This is a genomic window from Phenylobacterium sp. (assembly GCF_016793225.1).
Taxonomy (GTDB): Bacteria; Pseudomonadota; Alphaproteobacteria; order Caulobacterales; family Caulobacteraceae; genus Phenylobacterium.
In genome coordinates this window covers 1-16,278 of the sequence record NZ_JAEUMN010000123.1, presented here as the reverse complement: position 1 = coordinate 16,278, position 16,278 = coordinate 1, and the positions used below count along the sequence as shown (strand labels likewise).

The 16,278-nt window shown below is 69.6% G+C and carries 19 protein-coding genes and 1 tRNA gene; 5 read left to right on the top strand and 15 right to left on the bottom strand.

Annotation, left to right across the window (positions count from 1 at the left end):
- Positions 1-17 precede the first annotated feature (17 nt).
- The gene (locus JNK30_RS14675) at positions 18-1,637 is read left to right on the top strand and encodes a radical SAM protein (protein ID WP_293483218.1); all 1,620 of its coding nucleotides are present in this window, start codon (positions 18-20) and stop codon (positions 1,635-1,637) included.
- Positions 1,638-1,643: 6 nt separating this feature from the next.
- On the opposite strand, the gene JNK30_RS14670 is transcribed toward JNK30_RS14675, so the two are convergent.
- From JNK30_RS14670 to JNK30_RS14630, 9 genes are all read right to left on the bottom strand, one after another.
- Positions 1,644-2,219: a histidine phosphatase family protein gene (locus JNK30_RS14670; protein ID WP_293483216.1), complete on the bottom strand. Its 576-nt coding sequence runs from the start codon at positions 2,217-2,219 to the stop codon at positions 1,644-1,646.
- A gap of 9 nt (positions 2,220-2,228) precedes the next feature.
- Positions 2,229-3,089, bottom strand: coding sequence for an MBL fold metallo-hydrolase (locus JNK30_RS14665; protein WP_293483215.1), 861 nt, complete (start codon positions 3,087-3,089; stop codon positions 2,229-2,231).
- Positions 3,090-3,160: 71 nt separating this feature from the next.
- A complete protein-coding gene (locus JNK30_RS14660; RefSeq protein WP_293483214.1) occupies positions 3,161-3,766 on the bottom strand; it encodes a TetR/AcrR family transcriptional regulator in 606 nt (201 codons plus the stop codon).
- Positions 3,767-3,773: 7 nt separating this feature from the next.
- Positions 3,774-4,478, bottom strand: coding sequence for a Coq4 family protein (locus JNK30_RS14655; RefSeq protein WP_293483213.1), 705 nt, complete (start codon positions 4,476-4,478; stop codon positions 3,774-3,776).
- Between the two features lie 476 nt (positions 4,479-4,954).
- On the bottom strand, positions 4,955-5,503 hold the full coding sequence (locus tag JNK30_RS14650) for a PEPxxWA-CTERM sorting domain-containing protein (protein ID WP_293483212.1): 549 nt from the start codon (positions 5,501-5,503) through the stop codon (positions 4,955-4,957).
- 203 nt (positions 5,504-5,706) lie between these two features.
- Positions 5,707-5,796, bottom strand: a tRNA-Ser gene (locus JNK30_RS14645).
- Between the two features lie 96 nt (positions 5,797-5,892).
- Complete coding sequence (locus JNK30_RS14640; RefSeq protein WP_293483211.1) at positions 5,893-6,612, bottom strand: glutathione S-transferase family protein; 720 nt, start codon at positions 6,610-6,612, stop codon at positions 5,893-5,895.
- Positions 6,613-6,727: 115 nt separating this feature from the next.
- Positions 6,728-7,426 carry a PEPxxWA-CTERM sorting domain-containing protein gene (locus JNK30_RS14635; RefSeq protein WP_293483210.1) on the bottom strand — a complete coding sequence of 233 codons (699 nt, stop codon included), beginning with the start codon at positions 7,424-7,426 and terminating at the stop codon, positions 6,728-6,730.
- A gap of 228 nt (positions 7,427-7,654) precedes the next feature.
- Entirely contained in the window at positions 7,655-7,933 is a 279-nt protein-coding gene (locus JNK30_RS14630; RefSeq protein ID WP_293483208.1) for a sel1 repeat family protein, read from the bottom strand.
- A gap of 233 nt (positions 7,934-8,166) precedes the next feature.
- On the opposite strand from JNK30_RS14630, the gene JNK30_RS14625 reads away from it, so the two are divergent.
- A complete protein-coding gene (locus JNK30_RS14625; RefSeq protein ID WP_293483206.1) occupies positions 8,167-8,658 on the top strand; it encodes an RcnB family protein in 492 nt (163 codons plus the stop codon).
- Here the strand turns inward: JNK30_RS14625 and gatB are convergent, their stop codons facing one another.
- Positions 8,659-10,155, bottom strand: a complete 1,497-nt coding sequence (gatB, locus tag JNK30_RS14620; RefSeq protein WP_293483204.1) for an Asp-tRNA(Asn)/Glu-tRNA(Gln) amidotransferase subunit GatB — start codon at positions 10,153-10,155, stop codon at positions 8,659-8,661. It lies immediately after the preceding gene.
- 130 nt (positions 10,156-10,285) lie between these two features.
- Here gatB and JNK30_RS14615 point away from each other — a divergent pair, with 130 nt between their 5' ends.
- Positions 10,286-10,597 (top strand): hypothetical protein, encoded by a 312-nt coding sequence (locus JNK30_RS14615; protein WP_293483203.1) that lies wholly within the window; start codon positions 10,286-10,288, stop codon positions 10,595-10,597.
- 152 nt (positions 10,598-10,749) lie between these two features.
- Here JNK30_RS14615 and gatA read toward each other — a convergent pair whose 3' ends face one another.
- On the bottom strand, positions 10,750-12,222 hold the full coding sequence (gene gatA / locus JNK30_RS14610; protein WP_293483202.1) for an Asp-tRNA(Asn)/Glu-tRNA(Gln) amidotransferase subunit GatA: 1,473 nt from the start codon (positions 12,220-12,222) through the stop codon (positions 10,750-10,752).
- Between the two features lies 1 nt (position 12,223).
- Complete coding sequence (gene gatC, locus JNK30_RS14605) at positions 12,224-12,511, bottom strand: Asp-tRNA(Asn)/Glu-tRNA(Gln) amidotransferase subunit GatC (protein WP_293483201.1); 288 nt, start codon at positions 12,509-12,511, stop codon at positions 12,224-12,226.
- A gap of 119 nt (positions 12,512-12,630) precedes the next feature.
- On the opposite strand from gatC, the gene ruvX reads away from it, so the two are divergent.
- Entirely contained in the window at positions 12,631-13,089 is a 459-nt protein-coding gene (gene ruvX, locus JNK30_RS14600; protein WP_293483200.1) for a Holliday junction resolvase RuvX, read from the top strand.
- A gap of 22 nt (positions 13,090-13,111) precedes the next feature.
- Here ruvX and JNK30_RS14595 read toward each other — a convergent pair whose 3' ends face one another.
- The 3 genes from JNK30_RS14595 to JNK30_RS14585 form a co-directional block, all read right to left on the bottom strand.
- Positions 13,112-14,134 (bottom strand): helix-turn-helix domain-containing protein, encoded by a 1,023-nt coding sequence (locus tag JNK30_RS14595; RefSeq protein ID WP_293483199.1) that lies wholly within the window; start codon positions 14,132-14,134, stop codon positions 13,112-13,114.
- A 100-nt stretch (positions 14,135-14,234) separates the two neighbouring features.
- Positions 14,235-14,690 (bottom strand): DUF2141 domain-containing protein, encoded by a 456-nt coding sequence (locus tag JNK30_RS14590; protein WP_293483197.1) that lies wholly within the window; start codon positions 14,688-14,690, stop codon positions 14,235-14,237.
- Positions 14,691-14,824: 134 nt separating this feature from the next.
- Positions 14,825-15,331 (bottom strand): DUF1993 domain-containing protein, encoded by a 507-nt coding sequence (locus tag JNK30_RS14585; protein WP_293483195.1) that lies wholly within the window; start codon positions 15,329-15,331, stop codon positions 14,825-14,827.
- Positions 15,332-15,472: 141 nt separating this feature from the next.
- On the opposite strand from JNK30_RS14585, the gene JNK30_RS14580 reads away from it, so the two are divergent.
- Positions 15,473-16,278: aspartate carbamoyltransferase catalytic subunit (locus JNK30_RS14580; RefSeq protein WP_293483193.1), on the top strand; the 806-nt coding region annotated here is incomplete at its 3' end.

Sequence of the window (16,278 nt, the reverse complement as noted above, 5' to 3'; positions counted from 1 at the left end):
AAGCCAGGAGTTCCGTAATGCCTGCGATCGACCGCGCTTCCGCGCCGGTCGCCGATGCGCGCGGCGTCGTTGCGCTGATCGGCTTCCAGAAGATGGGCAACCTCGGCCTGGGCTACCTGTCGGCGGTGCTGCGCCGCGCAGGCTGGGATGTCCGGGTCATCGACATCGAACAGCCCCCCGAGGCGATCGTGCGCGCCGTCGCCGACGCCAGGCCGCTGCTGGTCGGGTTCTCGCTGATCTTCCAGTACTACATCCGCCGCTACGACGACCTCATGTTCAGCCTGCGGCGCGCAGGGGTGGACGCCCACTTCACCATGGGCGGGCACTATCCCAGCCTCAGTCCCGAGCAGACGCTGAAGGCTGCCCCCGACCTCGACAGCGTCGTCCGCTTCGAGGGCGAGGAGACCCTGCTGGCGCTGGTGGAGACCCTGCGGGACGGCGGCGACTGGCGCGCCCTGGACGGCCTGGTCTACCGGACGCCGGACGGCGTGCAGGCCAACCCGCCCCGCCACCTGGTCCACGACCTCGACGCCCTGCCCTTCCCCGACCGCGACTTCGCGCCGACCGAGATCCTGGGACGCCAGGGCATGCCGATCCTGGCCAGCCGGGGCTGCGCGCGCACCTGCTCGTTCTGCTCGATCCACACCTTCTACCGGACCGCGCCGGGCAAGGTGGTGCGGCTGCGCAAGACCCACGAGGTCGTCCGCGAGATGGCCGAGCTGTACGAGACCCGCGGGGTCACGGTCTTCCTGTTCCAGGACGACGACTTCCCGATGTTCGGGCCCAAGTGGCGGGCCTGGGCGCACGATCTCGTCGACAGGCTGATCGAGAGCGGCCTCTCGCGGAAGGTGATCTTCAAGCTCAACTGCCGGGCCGATGCCGTGGACGCCCACCTGCTGTCGCGGATGCGCGATGCGGGCCTGTACCTGGTCTACATGGGCCTGGAGTCCGGCGACGAGGACGGCCTGGTGACCCTCAACAAGGAGATCACCGTCGAGCAGAACCTCGCGGCGGTCCGGATGCTGAAGGACCTGGGGATCCGCTTCGAGTACGGCTTCATGCTGCTGGATCCGTCCAGCACCTTCCGCTCGGTGCGGGCGAACCTCGCCTTCCTGCGCGAGATCGTGGGTGACGGCTGCTCGCCGGCGACCTTCTGCAAGATGCTTCCCTACGACGGCACGCCCATCAAGGCGACGCTGGAGGCGGCGGGCCGGCTGAAGGGCGACGTCTGCACGCCCGACTACGACTTCCTGGATCCCCGCCTGGACGCCTTCTACGCCGACCTGGCGCGCATCGTGGAGGTGACGGGTTGGGTGCACGGGCCGCGGGCGCTGACCATGCAGCTCTCGTGGGCCCATCTGGAGGTGGCCGTGGTGCGGCGCCTGTTCCCCGCCCTCCCCGACACCGACGCGTACGAGGCCACGCTGAAGGCGCTGACCGCACGCAGCAACGCCGAGCTCTTCCAGATCGTCGAGGCGCTGGCCGACCTGCACGAGCACGGCGTGGGCCGGGCGCCCGATCCGGCGGCGCTTCGCGACCTGTGCGACGCGACCCTGGCGGCGGTGATCCGCGAGCGCGACGCCTTCGTGGCCCGCAACCAGGCGGTCCTGCTGGAGGCGCTGGAGGCGGCGGCGTGAGCCCGTCTAGCCCGGCTCGCGCAGGTGGGCCCGCTCGTTGAGGCTGAGCACGTTGCGCTGGCCGGTGCGGGCGCACATGAAGCGGTGGATCGAGGTGTAGTCCGGCTCGAAGAAGAGCCGCGGGGCCATCCCCAGCACGTGCGCCGTCCAGACGTTGATCACCCCGCCGTGGCAGAAGACGGCCACGCGGCGGCCCTGGTTGGCCTCGATGATCGCCTCCAGCGTCTCGACGACGGGCCGCTGGAACGCCGCGATGTCGACCGAGTGCTCGCCCGTCGCCATGCGGAGCCAGGCTTCGTAGTTCTCGCGCTTGAGCACTTCCATGGGCACGTAGGCGCCGGTGTGGCGGTCGAACTCGCAGATGCCGTCGTGGCAGTCGATCTCGTGGCCCAGGTGTCCGGCGAACGGCTCCGCCGTCTGGCGGGCCCGCAGCATCGTCGAGGAATAGACGGCGTGGATGGGCTCGTGCCGGAGCCAGTCCGCCACGCGCCGGGCCTGGCGATGGCCTTCCGCGCTGAGGGGCGGGTCCGAGGTGTCGTCGCGGCGCTCGGGCAGCCCGTGGCGGATGAGGATCAGTTCCATTCGGGGCGCCTAGGCTTCGAAGCGGAAAGCCGCGCCGTCGCGACGCACGCGGCCGGCGGTAGGGTCGGCGTAGTGCGTGCCGATGACCAGCGTCGGGTCGTCGGCCCATTCGGCGAACAGCCGCCGGCGGGTCGCGGTCGCCGCGGCGGGGTCGACGTCGAACGACGGGCACCAGTGCGGATGCGCGAACTGGCAGGGGTGATGGGTCATGTCGCCGGTGATCACCGCCCGCTCGCCCTGCGACTCGATCACCACGGACACGTGGCCGGGGGTATGGCCGACGCTGGGCGTCAGCCGGATCTCCGGCGAGATCACGTGGTCGAGGGGGACGAAATCCACGAGGCCGGCGTCGAGCACGGGCTGGACGGAGTCGGCCATGATCTGCTGCTGCTCGGCGTCGCCCTCCGCGGTCCAGTGGTCGAACTCGGCGCGTCCGAGCAGGTAGCGCGCCTTGGGGAAGGTCGGCACCCAGGCGCCGTCGACGCGCATGGTGTTCCAGCCGACGTGGTCCACGTGCATGTGGGTGCAGACGACGGCGTCGACGCTGTCGGGGCTCCAGCCCGCCTCGGCCATCGCCTCCAGGAACTTCGTCTGCAGGCCGCCCGGCCCGGTCATGCCGGCGCGCGGCTTGTCGTTGCCGATGCAGGTGTCGACCACGAGGCGCAGGCCCGGCGCCTCCACGAGCAGGGCATGGATCGAGAGCAGCAGCTCGTCGTTCTCGCTCACGAAGTGCGGATAGAGCCAGGGCAGCTTGCGCAGCTCGGCCGGCGTCGCTTCCTTCAGGAAGACGGTGTCCGGGCTGTAGGCGATCGGCATCTGCACCTCGACCACCCGCGTGATCTTCACCGCCCCCACTTGCCAGCTCAGCATGGCGTCTCCCCGTCTCGTTTTGCCGCGAGCCTGTCAGCAGGACGCCGCCGGGCGCAAGGGCGCCGTGGCGTCTAGCTCGCCAACCCGTCGACGACGAGGCCTACCATGTCCCCGGCGAGACATCCCGTCGCGTCCAGCTGCAGGCGGTCGAAGTTCACCGGCAGGGCCAAGGCGCCGTGCACGCCGGCCCAGGCGAGCTGCGCCAGCCGGACCGGGTCGCCCTCGCGCATGGCGCCCTGGGCCTGTCCATCGCGGATGGCGGCGACGAGCAGCGAGGGGAAAACCGCGGTCTCCAGCGGCCCCCGCTCCGGCGTCGGCAGGGCCGCGGGCCGAACGAACAGGAAGGCGCCACGGTACAGCTCGGGCCGCGCCCGCGCCACGTCGACGTAGGCCTCGAGCAGAGCGCGCAGCCTGGGCAGCGGCTCGGGAACCGCGGCGGCTACCTGCTCGAAACGGGCGTTGATCCCCTCCAGGGGCTGCATCCACAGGGACTGCATCAGCCCCTGGAGACTGCCGAAGTAGGAGTAGATGGTGCCGACGCTGACGTTGGCGCGCTCGGCCACCGCGCGCGCCGAGACGCCGGTCGCCCCGAGTTCGGCGTAAAGGCCCGCCGCCGCCTTCTGCAGATGACGCCGGGCGGCGTCGCGCTGCGCTTCGGTGGCGGGCGTGCGGGGCATTGCGCCCTTATGCGGCCAGGCTCGTCCGGTTCAAGCCCATTCGGGCGCGCAGCGTTTCGAGCGGCGTGTCCAGCTCGTCCTCCCAGCGCTCGAAGTTCAGGTTCCTCGCCACCCGGCCATAGGCCCACCCGTCCACGAAGGCGTCCATGGCCTCCACGATCAGGCCCGGCCGCAGGAAGGCCATGTGCGCCGCCGTCACCGCCACCCGCATCGCGTGGTACGGGAACCGCAGCTGAGCGAGATAGAAGGCCGCGAGCGCCAGCTCGCCGCGGGGCGTCGCCTCGTAGCCGGTGAGCACGTGCAGGAAGTCGTGGATCTGGAAGCCCCGGACCATCATGTAGCTGAGGTCCGGCGGCAGGCGATCCAGCTTGCCGGACGCCGTCAGCTCCTCGTTGAACCGGCGGTAGTTCCGGCCGAGGTTCTGCTCCAGCTTGTTGTCGAGGATGAAGCGCCGGTAGGCGTGCCCCAGGGTTCCCGGCGCGCACTGCGCCAGCCGTTCCAGCGACAACGGTTCGGAAATGAACCGCTGGGCGATGAAGGGGGCGGCCTCGGGGATCGAGGCGAGTTCGCGGCTGTAGGCGTCGATGGCCTTCTGCGGCGCCTTTTCCCACCACTCGTGGAACAGGAAGTAGACCCCGTAGTCGAGCGGCGTGTCGGCGGACTTCAGGAACTTCTCGGCGAACTCCCGGTCGATGGTGGGCCTGTCGGTCACGGCAGCGATCTCCCCTTTGCGGACGGGGACCCTAGCAGGCCGGCGATTAAATGAACACGTTCATTTAATCGGGCGCGCCGCTTCTCGCCGGGCTGGGCGTGATGGCCCGCCTTGTCCGTCGCGCGTCTTCAGGGCGGCGGGGCTGAGCGCCCCGACCCGCCCCGCCAAGTCGTTCCATTGGCTGAGAAGAAGTAGCGGTGCCGTTGTTGAGACTGGAAATGCGCCAGCGCGCTCGAGGCCCTCGATCCGCCCCTCGTGTCGGGGCGATCCGGTCCGGGCAGGAGGGGCGCTACAGCGGCGACTCCGGTGAATGGGAGGGCCGCACGTTCCTGTTCTGGGAGATGAGTGAACCGAGGTGGAACGCTGGCGCAGAAACGGGCAACCGAACCGAAGGTTATGCCGTCAAGAACTAGGGTATGGCCCACGCCACCCGCGCTTGAAGGCGAGCGGGGCGCGGAAGCGCCCCGCTCCGCCGCTTAAGCCTGCGCGGCGGCCTGCTTCCGGCCGCGAAGCGCGGCGCCGGCCAGACCGAATCCCCCGATCATGAGCGCCCAGGTGGACGGCTCGGGAACGCCGCCGACGTCACCGGTTTCGAAACGAGCCTGGAAATAGACGCCCGTCGGAATGCTCACGTCGTTGTAGCTGAAGGTCACGGAAGTGGCGGTCAGCGCGTCGATGGTAACGGGCGCGATCGACTGAAGAACGGTGAAGCCGGTCAACGGCGTTCCGAAGTTCAGGCTGGTCAGGGTCCAAGTGACCCGGCCACCGCACACGATGCCGCAGTAGTTGCTCGTCGAGCGGACGGTAAAGAGGTCGCCAGCCACGCCGGCGTCCAGATCGATGTACTGGTTGGCGAAGTAAGACGCGTCGTCTCCGGCGCCCACGAGCACGGTCTGCGTGCCGTAGTCGGTACCCCCGGCGTTGAGGTTGATGTCGATGGTGTCGCCGGCCAACGTCGCAGCCTGCGCGGCGCTGCCGAGTGCGACCGTGGCAACCGCGCCCGCCAAGATGGTATGCAATTTCATTGTGGTAGCGCCCCTTCCTAAATGACCCACGTTCGCCGGTTGCCACGGCATAGCTTGGGCTACAAGCTGGTTCGCGTTTCAAGCGAAACCCTTGCGGCCGGCGTGTACGGCAACCCTCCTTGAGGTCAGATGCCTGACCTCCGCCGACGAACGTGGGGCGGAAGCGGGACCGCAGAGCCGGAGGCTATCCAGTTAGGAGGAAGTGGCGGTGACGGAGGGATTCGAACCCTCGATACGCTTTCACGTATGACGATTTAGCAAACCGTTGCCTTCAGCCACTCGGCCACGTCACCAGCGCGCAGGCCACTTTCGCGACCGCGGGAGGGCGGTTCTTAGCGGACGATGGGGCGTCTGCCTAGACGGGCTCGAACGGGATCGGCGCCTTCGCGTCAGGCCTCGGCGTCCGCGGCGGCCTGGGCGGCGCGGAAGGCCTGCATCATCTTCTCGAACTTGCCCGAGCGGATCAGCTCGAGCCGTTCCTCCAGGCCCCGATGCAGCTCGACCAGGACCCGTGCGGCGTGGGCGTTCTGCTGGATCGCCGCCCAGTAGGCCGCGACCTTGGCCGCCTTGGGCACGGGGTTTTCAAGTCCGACGCCCGGAATGACGCTGCCCATCATGAAGAGCGCTGGCACGAGGGCGCAGTCGGCCATGGTGAGGCGGCCGCAGCAGGCGAAGCCGTCCTCGCCGATCATCCTGTCCAGCGCCTTGATGTTGCGGACGACCTGTCCGCCCAGCAGTTCGACGACGCCGGCGTTGCGGTCGGCCGCCCGGGCCTGGCCCGACAGCATGAAGAGGTTGTTCATGAGGTACACGTCGCCGATCCGGGCGAGCGTGCGGATATGGGCGGTCTCGCGCGCCGTCTCCCCCAGGAGCGAAGGCTCGGGGAACACCTCCTCCAGATACTCGGCGATGACCTCGGACTCGGGCATCAGGTCGCCGTCGATGTCGAGGACCGGGATGCGCCCGATCGGATTGCGCTGGCGGAACGTCGGCATGCCGAAGTCGGCCGGACGCTCCAGCTCGATCCGGTCCTCGAGGCCCTTGGCGTAGATCTGCATCCGTACGCGCGCCGAGTACGGGCTGAGATCGCCGGAATAGAGCTTCATCATGACCCGCCGGGCCTCCCTGTCGTCGCCGACAGTGCTAGGCGATTTCCGCGAGCAGGCAAACGCAAGACGCCCCGGCCAGAGGCCGGGGCGTCGCGTGTCGGCTCAGACGTCTCGATCAGGCCGCGGAGGCGCCGATCCGTTGGCGACGGTTGCGAAGCATCGCGCCCGCGCCGCCGAAGCCCAGGATCATCAGCGCCCAGGTGCCGGGCTCCGGGACCGCCGCGCCGGGCACGCCGGACAGCGTGATGGTCGGCGACGCGCTGCGCTCGAAATCCGACGCCGCCGCGCGGATGACGTAGCGCTCGGTGACCGAGTAGGTCCCGTTCGGATTGGTGTTGAACACCGAGTTGAAGTTGCCGGACGCCGCGCCGATCGCATTGTGATTGAACGAGGCGAGGTTCGTGCCGGCGAACAGTTCGTTCGACGCCGAGATGTAGGTGTCGAGCTGCACGTTCACCGGGCCGCCCTGGTTGTTGCTGGTGAACGACGAGAAGAAGGCGTCGCTCAGGTTGGTGAGGTCGGTCCGCGTCACCCAGATGGTGAGTTCGGCCGCGCCGGAGTCGGCCGTGTTCACGGTCACGGTGTCGCTGTGCAGCAGGCCGGGGAAGCTCGGAGGCGCCGAGCCGTCCACGGTCACCGCTTCGAAGCCGCCGCAATTCACCACGCCGCAGTTGGCTTCGAACGTGAAGACGCCGTCACCGGCCTGGGTGAAGACGGACGTCGAACCGTCGAAAGAGATGTAGACGGCGGCCGACGCCGAGTTCGCGAGCAGAGCGGCAGCTGCAGTCGTCGCAGCAAGAGCAAGAATTTTCACGGCTTGGAGCCTCCACAGGTGTCCCTGTGGCGCTCAACAAGAAGCCGCCACAGTTTGTTCCTGCGCAGGCAGAGGGATTGTCGTTTTCAACCCTCAGGGGATTCCAATCTTCCGACGGGGGATTTTGTTCCCGTTCGCGCGCCCGGGCGCCAAGGGCGGCGGCCGTCGGGACGCGACGCTTCCGGCGCCCGCGTGGGCGCCGTCGGCGGCGACATCAGGCTGGACGGATCAGCCCTGAGCGAGCCACTGGCGCGCCTGGCGCTGCGCCTCGGCCACGTCCTCGGACGCCATCTCGCCGGCGATCTCCTTGCGGTAGACCTTGGCTTCCATCGAGCCCCGCATGGCGGCCAGGTTGAACAGCATGTGGGCCGAGACGTAGTCGAGCGGCGCGCCGCCCTGTCCCGTCGAATAGAGCAGCCCCAGGCGGAACAGCTCGTCGCCCGTCGCGTCCGGATTCGGCAGCGGCAGGCCATCACACTTCGTGTCGACGCTCGCCAGCATGGTCATCATTCCCATCCAGCGCCGGCCGGTCCGCTTCTCGGACCCCTAACCGGCCTATCGCGACGAAGAAAACCAAGCTTCAGTTGAACACATGGTTAAGGCCGCCGTTGTCGAATCGACAGAATTGATGAGTGGCCAATGGGTCGCAGGCTTAACGACGTCCCAGACGCCCTGGTGCAGGCCGGGTCCGGCAGGCGTTCAGCGACAGTTCAGCCCCGAGACGGCATGATCTTCGGCAGATGAGACGTCTGTTCCTCATGATCGCAGCGGCGGTCTGCGTGGCCGCGCCCCTCGGCGACGTGGCCTGGAGCCAGGGCCGCGGCGACGGCGACCGTCGCGGCGGCCGCGCCGAGCGGCAGGATGCGCCGGCCGATCGCGGCGCCCGCCGGGGCGGCGATGAGCGCCGCGACTGGGGAGACCGCCGCCGGTTCGACGAGCGGCGCGCCGGTCCGCCGCGCGGCCGCTGGGTCGACGACGGGGGCCCGCCGCGCCCGGCGCCGCCGTACGAGGGACGCCGGCGGTACGAGGACGGCCCGCGGCCCGCCTTCGCGCCGTCCGGGGCGCGCCGCGGCGGCTACCTGCCCGATCGCTTCCGCGGCGGCGTCGTCGAGGACTACCGGCGCTACCGGCTGCGGCCGCCGCCGAGCGGGTACGCCTGGGTGCGCGTGGGCAGCGGCTTCGCCCTGGTGTCGGAGTCCAGCGGCCAGATCTTCGACATCATTCCCGACTGATCAGAGGCCCAGCTTCGCCTTCAGGAGCTGGTTCACCGCACCCGGATTGGCCTTGCCCTGGGTGGCCTTCATCACCTGGCCCACGAACCAGCCGATCGCCTGGGGCTTGTCCTTGACCGCCGCCGCCTGGCCGGGGTTGGCCGCGATCAGGTCGTCGATGATCTTCTCCAGCGCGCCGGTGTCGCTGACCTGCTTCAGGCCCTGCCTGTCGACGATCTCGCCGGCGCCGCCCTCGCCCGCCCACATCCGCTCGAACACGTCCTTGGCGATCTTGGACGAGATCGTCCCGTCCTCGATGAGCTGGACCAGCTCGGCGATCGCGGCGGGCGCGATGGGACTGTCGGCGATGTCCAGGCCGCCGGCCGTGAGCTTGGCGGCGAGGTCGTTCGTCACCCAGTTGGCCACCAGCTTGGCGTCGCGCCCCTTGGCCGCCGCCTCGTAGTAGTCGGCGCGGGCCTGCTCGCTGATCAGCACGCCGGCGTCGTAGGCCGAGAGGCCGTACTGCGACTGGAAGCGCGCCTTCTTGGCGTCGGGCAGCTCGGGCAGCTCGGCCTCGATCCGCTTGATCCACGCCGGGTCGAGCTCCAGCGGCAGGAGGTCCGGGTCGGGGAAGTAGCGGTAGTCGTGCGCCTCTTCCTTGGAACGCATCGAGCGGGTCTCGCCCTTGTTCGGGTCGAACAGGCGGGTCTCCTGGTCGACCTTGCCGCCGTCCTCCAGGATCTCGATCTGGCGGCGGGCCTCGTACTCGATCGCCTGCTGCATGAAGCGGAACGAGTTGACGTTCTTGATCTCGCAGCGCGTGCCGAGGTGGGAGAAGTCCCCGCTCTCGCGGTACTTCTCGTAGGCGCCGGGGCGGCACACCGAGACGTTCACGTCGGCGCGCAGATTGCCCTTCTCCATGTCGCCGTCGCACGAGCCCAGGTAGATCAGGATCGTCCGAAGCTTCTTCACATAGGCCGCGGCCTCGTCGGACGAGCGCATGTCGGGGCGCGAGACGATCTCCATCAGCGCCGTGCCCGCGCGGTTCAGGTCCACGTAGGTGGCGTTGGGGGCCTGGTCGTGCAGCAGCTTGCCGGCGTCCTGTTCCAGGTGCAGCCGCTCGATGCGGACGGTGAACGTGGAGCCGTCGTCACGCTCGACGGTCACCTCGCCCTCGCCCACGATCGGATGCTGGTACTGGCTGATCTGGTAGCCCTGCGGCAGGTCCGGATAGAAGTAGTTCTTCCGGTCGAAGCGGGACCATTCGTTGATCTGCGCCTTCAGGCCCAGGCCCGTCTTCACCGCCTGCTCCACGCAGTGGCGGTTGATGACCGGCAGCATGCCGGGCATGGCCGCATCCACGAGGCTGACCTGCTGGTTCGGACCCGCGCCGAATCCCACGGCGGCGCCCGAGAACAGCTTGGCGTTCGAGGCCACCTGGGCGTGCACCTCGAGTCCGAGGACGATCTCCCACGGGCCGGTGCGGCCCTGGATCAGCTTGGCGGTCGTGTCGGTCATGCCGCGCCTACTACCGAAGCGCGCGGCATTTCGGAAGCTTGCTCAGAAGTCACTTGCGCGAACGCCATGATTTGGACTCAAGGTGCGGCGCGTCTTGACGGCGCTTAGACCGGGGAATGAGGAACACCCAATGAAGACTATCGCTTTCGCCGCCGCGCTCGCCGTGGCTGCGGTCTCCGCGCCCGCTTTCGCGCAGGACCACGCGGGCCATGCCCCGGCCGCCGCGGCCGCCGGCAAGCTCAGCGTCGAGACCACGCCGATCGGCGACATCATCAAGAACGAGAAGGCCAAGGCCGCCCTCGAGGCCGCCGTGCCGCAGATCCCGCAGTTCTACGACCAGATCGCCACCATGACGCTGGCGCAGATCGCGCCGATGAGCCAGGGCGCGCTGGACGACGCCAAGCTGAAGGAGCTGCAGGCGAAGTTCGACGAGATCAAGTAAGGCGACGTCCCTCCCCTGCCTGGGGAGGGAACGACCGCACAGCGGTCAGGGTGGGGAGGCCGGCGGCGTCCCGCGTGGACCTTGGTCTTCCCGCCCGGCTCGCGCCGGCGGCGCGGCCCACCCTCCCCATCGACGGGAGGGCTCCATTCTCTTCACCACCACTTCGACGGCTTGGCGCGGAAATCCGCGGCCTTCTCGATGGCCGAGCCCAGCGAGAACAGCGTGCCCTCGTCGAGGTTGCGGCCGATGAGCTGCAGGCCCAGAGGCAGCCCCTGAGCGTCGCGGCCGGCGGGCACGCTCATGCCCGGGAGGCCCGCCAGGTTCACCGTCACCGTGAAGATGTCGTTCAGGTACATCGCCACCGGATCGTCCGACTTCTCGCCGAGCGCGAAGGCGGCCGACGGCGCAGTGGGCGTCAGCAGCGCGTCCACCTTCTCCCAGGCCCGGTCGAAGTCGTCGGCGATGCGCCGGCGGACCTTCAGCGCCTTCAGGTAGTAGGCGTCGTAGTAGCCGGCCGAGAGCACGTAGGTGCCGATCAGGATCCGGCGCTTCACCTCGGCGCCGAAGCCCTCGGCCCGGCTCTTCTCGTAGGTGTCCGTCAGGTTCGCGCCGTCGACGCGCAGGCCGTACCGCATGCCGTCGTAGCGGGCGAGGTTCGACGAGGCCTCGGCGGGGGCGATGATGTAGTAGGCCGGCAGCGCATACTTCGTGTGCGGCAGGGAGACCTCGACGATCTCGCAGCCGGCTTCCTTCAGCCAGGCGATGCCCTGCTCCCAGAGCGCCTCGATCTCGGCCGGCATGCCGTCGACGCGGTACTCCTTCGGGATGCCGACGCGCAGGCCCTTCACCGACTTGCCGCAGAAGCTCGGGAAGTCCGGGACCTCCACCGGCAGGCTGGTCGAGTCCTTCGGGTCGTGGCCCGACATGGACTTCAGCAGGATGGCGGCGTCCTCCACCGAACGCGCCATCGGACCCGCCTGGTCGAGCGACGAGGCGAAGGCCACGATCCCCCAGCGCGAGCAGCGGCCGTAGGTGGGCTTGATCCCGACCGTGCCGGTGAAGGCCGCGGGCTGGCGGATGGACCCGCCGGTGTCGGTCGCCGTCGCGCCCAGGCAGAGGTCGGCCGCGACCGCCGCCGCCGAACCGCCCGACGAGCCGCCGGGCGTCAGGTTGCGGTTGCCGCCCTCGATCCGCCAGGGGTTCGCCACGGGGCCCCAGGCCGAGGTCTCGTTGGACGAGCCCATGGCGAACTCGTCCATGTTGAGCTTGCCCAGCATCACCGCGCCGTCGCGCCAGAGCTGGGACGTCACCGTGCTCTCGTAGGCCGGCTTGAACCCACGCAGGATCATGGACCCGGCCGTGGACTCCACGCCCTCGGTGCAGAAGAGATCCTTGATGCCCAGAGGGGCGCCTTCCAGCGGGCCCGCCTCGCCGCGCGCGCGGCGGGCGTCGGAGGCGCGGGCCATCTCGACCGCCCGGTCCGGCGTCTCGACCACATAGGCGTTGAGCGCCCGCGACTGCTCGATGGCGCCCAGGTGGGCGGTGGTGATCTCCTCGGACGAGAAGTCGCCCTTGGCGAGGCCGTCCAGCGCGGCCTTCAGCGTCAGTCCGGTGAGGTCGGACATGCTATTCCACCACCTTGGGAACGACGTAGAAGCCCTTCTCGGACTTGGGCGCGTTGCCGAGCACCCGGGCGGGATCGCCGCCGTCGGTCACCACGTCGTCGCGCATGGGCAGGTGGGTGTGCACCGAGGTGGTCATCGGCTCGACGCCGTCGGTGTCGACCTCGTTGAGCTGCTCGATCCAGTCGAGGATGCCCGAGAGCTCCTTCGCCAGCGGCTCCAGCTTCTCCTCGGGCTCGGCGATGCGCGCCAGCCTGGCGACCTTGCGGACCGTCGCCGCGTCGATGGCCATGACCATCCCTCCAAATTCCGAGCGCGTGGGTTAGCGGCGCCCCCCTGCGAGCGCAAGGGGGCGTGGTCCCGGAGGCGGCGCGGTTGTCGCAGCCCTCCTGCAGGGCCTATGGAACCGTCATGGCCGTCCTCGCCCTCACCGAACTTCCCCGGGGCGCCCCCATCGTGGGGCTCGATCTCGGGGAGAAGACGATCGGCGTGGCGGTGTCGGACGCGACCCAGATGATCGCCTCGCCGCTGGAGACGATCCGCAAGACGAAGTTCACGGCCGACGCCGAGGCGCTCTTCCGATTGATGGAATCCCGGCGCGCGACGGCGATCGTGGTAGGCCTGCCGGTGAACATGGACGGGACCGAGGGCCCGCGCTGCCAATCCAGCCGCGCCTTCGCCCGCAACCTCCTGCGGCTGCGCCCCGAACTGCCGGTCGCCTTCTGGGACGAGCGGATGAGCTCGATGGCCGTCAACCGGATGCTGATCGCCGAGGCCGACGTCAGCCGCTCGCGCCGCGCCGAAGTCGTCGACAAGGCCGCGGCCGCCTGGATCCTGCAGGGCGCGCTGGACCGGCTGCGCAACCGTTAGACCTAGGGGCGCGTGGCGTCGGCTAGGGGGCGTCGTCCCGAAGCGGCAGTCCCAGCATCCAGCTGCGGAACTTGAGCGCGAGCGTGGCGCCGGCGTCGCCGTGCGCGCCGATCCGGGCGTCGCGCGGCGCATAGCCGAACCGCCGGCGGAAGGCCGTGCTGAAATGGGCGTGGCTCGAGAAGCCGAACGCTTCCGCGAGCTCGGCGACGCCGCGCGGCTCGGAGGGGTCGGAAAGCCGCACGTGCACGGCTTCCAGCCGCCGGCGGCGGACGTAGTTCATGATCCCCCCCAGCGGCCGGAAGGCGCGGTAGAGCGTGGGCCGCGTCACGCCCAGGGCCCTGCAGATCCCGGCGGGTGTCAGGTCCGGCGCGGCGAGGTTCTCCTCGATGTGGCGCCGCACGCGGTAGGTCAGCCGGCTCTCGAGGGGGCCGGCGCCCGCCGCCTCGATGGGCGCCAGCGCCTCCAGGCCGTCCGCCAGCAGCCGCAGCGTCGTGCGCTGCAGGAGCGGCGCATCGGCGGCCTCCACCTGCGGCAAGTAGCGCACGAGCGCGAGGAGATGCTCGGTGAGGATGCGCGCCGCGGCGCCTTCGAGCCGCCGGCCGTGGAGATCCAGCGTCCGCGGCGCCAGCGCCATGAGCGCGGGGCGCGGAACCGACAGGAGCACGAACTCCGTCTCCTCGGTCTGCGCCTGCCAGGGCCGGGCGAAGTCGATCATGCACACCTGCCCGGGCCGAAGCTCGCAGGCGCGGCCGTCGAAGTCGCCCGCCAGCAGACCGTGGGTGACCAGGCCGATGGTGAAGGTGTCCCGCCCGTCGGCCGCGACGCGCTCGGAAGAGCGGTTGAGCCGAACGGGGCTGAGCCGCCCGTGAGAGACGATGAGCTGGGCGACCAGCCAGGTTTCGGAGCGGACGCTGAAGTCGTCTTCCGCCAGGCCCGGCGGCAGCCGGACGTCATAGGCGCCGATCAGGTCCTCCCATCGCCGCCGGCCCTCGCCCCTGGGGACCTCCGCGCTCTGGAACGTCAGGTAGGGAACGCCCCCGCTCAAGCCTGCACCCCGAACTGCACATCCGCCCCTCCTGCTAGCGCGGCGAGAGCCGATCGGGAACAACGTTGGCGTGCGGGCGACCCCGCCTGTGTCCCGGCGACTAGGACGGCGGCACGAACGAGGAATCGAGGACCAACGTCTGGGTGTTCTGACCTGCGACCACGGCGAAGGCGGCGGCCTCCCAGCCCGGCGGTCCCATCTGGGCCCGGGCGCCGTTGGAGAATGCGAACGCCTCCTGCGGGACGCCGAACGCATTGGTCTTCAGCTTGCCGTCACCGTCAGCGTCATGGAACGCCGAGATGGCGTACCGGCCCGGCGGCAGGTCCGCGACCTGCGCCTGCACCGTCGCACCCGTCACGGGCAAGGTGAGAACGCGGACGGGCGTGCTGCGGCTGCGGTACGCCGCCTCGCTGTCGTAGAGCACCGCCCGGATGGCGCCGCTGGGCGTGACGATCTCCTTGAACACCACCGTGAGCGAAGCCTCCGCGGCTTCGGCCCTCGCGGTCGCGAACAGGCTCACCGCCAGCGCCAGGGGCAGGAAACTGGGACGTCGCATGATCTCTCTTCTCCGGCGATCGAACTCGCGCCGGAGCTAGGCGGGCCGCGGCCGCCCCGCATCCCGAGTTACGCGAGCGGCCGCTGCGCCTTCGCGAGCCGCGCGCCGCGCCGTCCACGCTTCGTGAACGACGCTCAGAGTCCGCCGGCGAACAGGTCCACCTTGCCCAGGTTCGCGCCCCGCGCCCGCAGGATCGCGTAGGCCATGGAGAGGTGGAAGTAGACGTTGGTCGTAGCGAAGCTGGCGAGCCACTGCCCCAGGCTGAAGGTCGGCTCGAGCTGGCCCAGGCTGATCTTCAGCACCACGTCGTCCCGGCCGGCGAACTGCTCGGGCTTCAGCGCCGCGAGCCAGGCCTTCGCATTCGCGATCTCGGCCTTCAGGCCGGCGACGTCCAGGTCGGTGGCGATGTCGGGCGGGACCTCGAGCCCGGCCACGCGCGCCGTCCACTGCTTGGTGAAGTTGATGACGACGCGCGCCTGAAAGCTCAGCGGGTTCATGTCGTCGATGAGCCGCCACTCCAGCATCTCGGCCTCGGACGCGCCGAGCGCCCTGGCGCGTTCGGCGCCGCGGTCGAGCACATGGCCGAGCGTGCCGAGCGCGCGGTCGTACATTCCGACAAAGGTGAAAAGATCGACGGCCACGGGTTCCCCCCCTCGAGTGACAGGCTCGGTCTGATATGGCCCCATGGCGCAGCTTCGCAAAGGCGGCGGCGCACGAACCTGGGGACGGGCGGGCCGCATCGGCTTCCCATCGCGGGCGACCTCACCTAAGAGGGCGCTTTAATGAGCGGCGCGCCCCCTGGTCTGAACGAGGTCCTCCAGCGGACCTTCTCCTTTCCCAAGCGCCATTTCCTGTCCGCCACGGATCTGAACGAGGTGGAGGTGCGGGACCTCCTGGACCTCGCCGACGGATTCGTCAGCCTGAACCGGCAGACCTCGAAGAAGCTCGACCTGCTGAAGGGTCGGACGCTGATGAACCTCTTCTTCGAGAACTCCACGCGCACCCAGGCCAGTTTCGAGCTGGCCGGCAAGCGCCTGGGGGCCGACGTGGTCAACATGAGCCCGCGCTCGTCGTCGATCTCGAAGGGCGAGACCCTGATCGACACGGCCGTAACGCTGAACGCCATGCAGCCGGACCTGCTGGTGGTGCGCCACGCCTCGTCGGGCGCCGCCTCGCTCCTGTCGCAGAAGGTGGGCTGCTCGGTGATCAACGCCGGCGACGGCCAGCACGAGCATCCGACCCAGGCGCTGCTGGACGCCCTCTCCATCCGCCGCGCCTTCGGCGACATCGCGGGCCTCAAGGTCGCGATCTGCGGCGACGTCCTGCACAGCCGCGTGGCGCGCTCGAACATCGCCATGCTGCAGATGCTGGCGGCGAACGTGCGCCTCGTGGGCCCGCCCACGCTGATCCCCGCCGCCGCCCACCTCTGGAACGTCGAGATCTTCCACGACCTGCGCAAAGGCATCGCCGGCTGCGACGTGGTGATGATGCTGCGCCTGCAACTCGAGCGGATGGACGGGGTCATGGCGCCGTCGCAGCGGGAGTACTTCCGCTTCTTCGGCCTCGACCGCGAGAAGCTGGCCTTCGC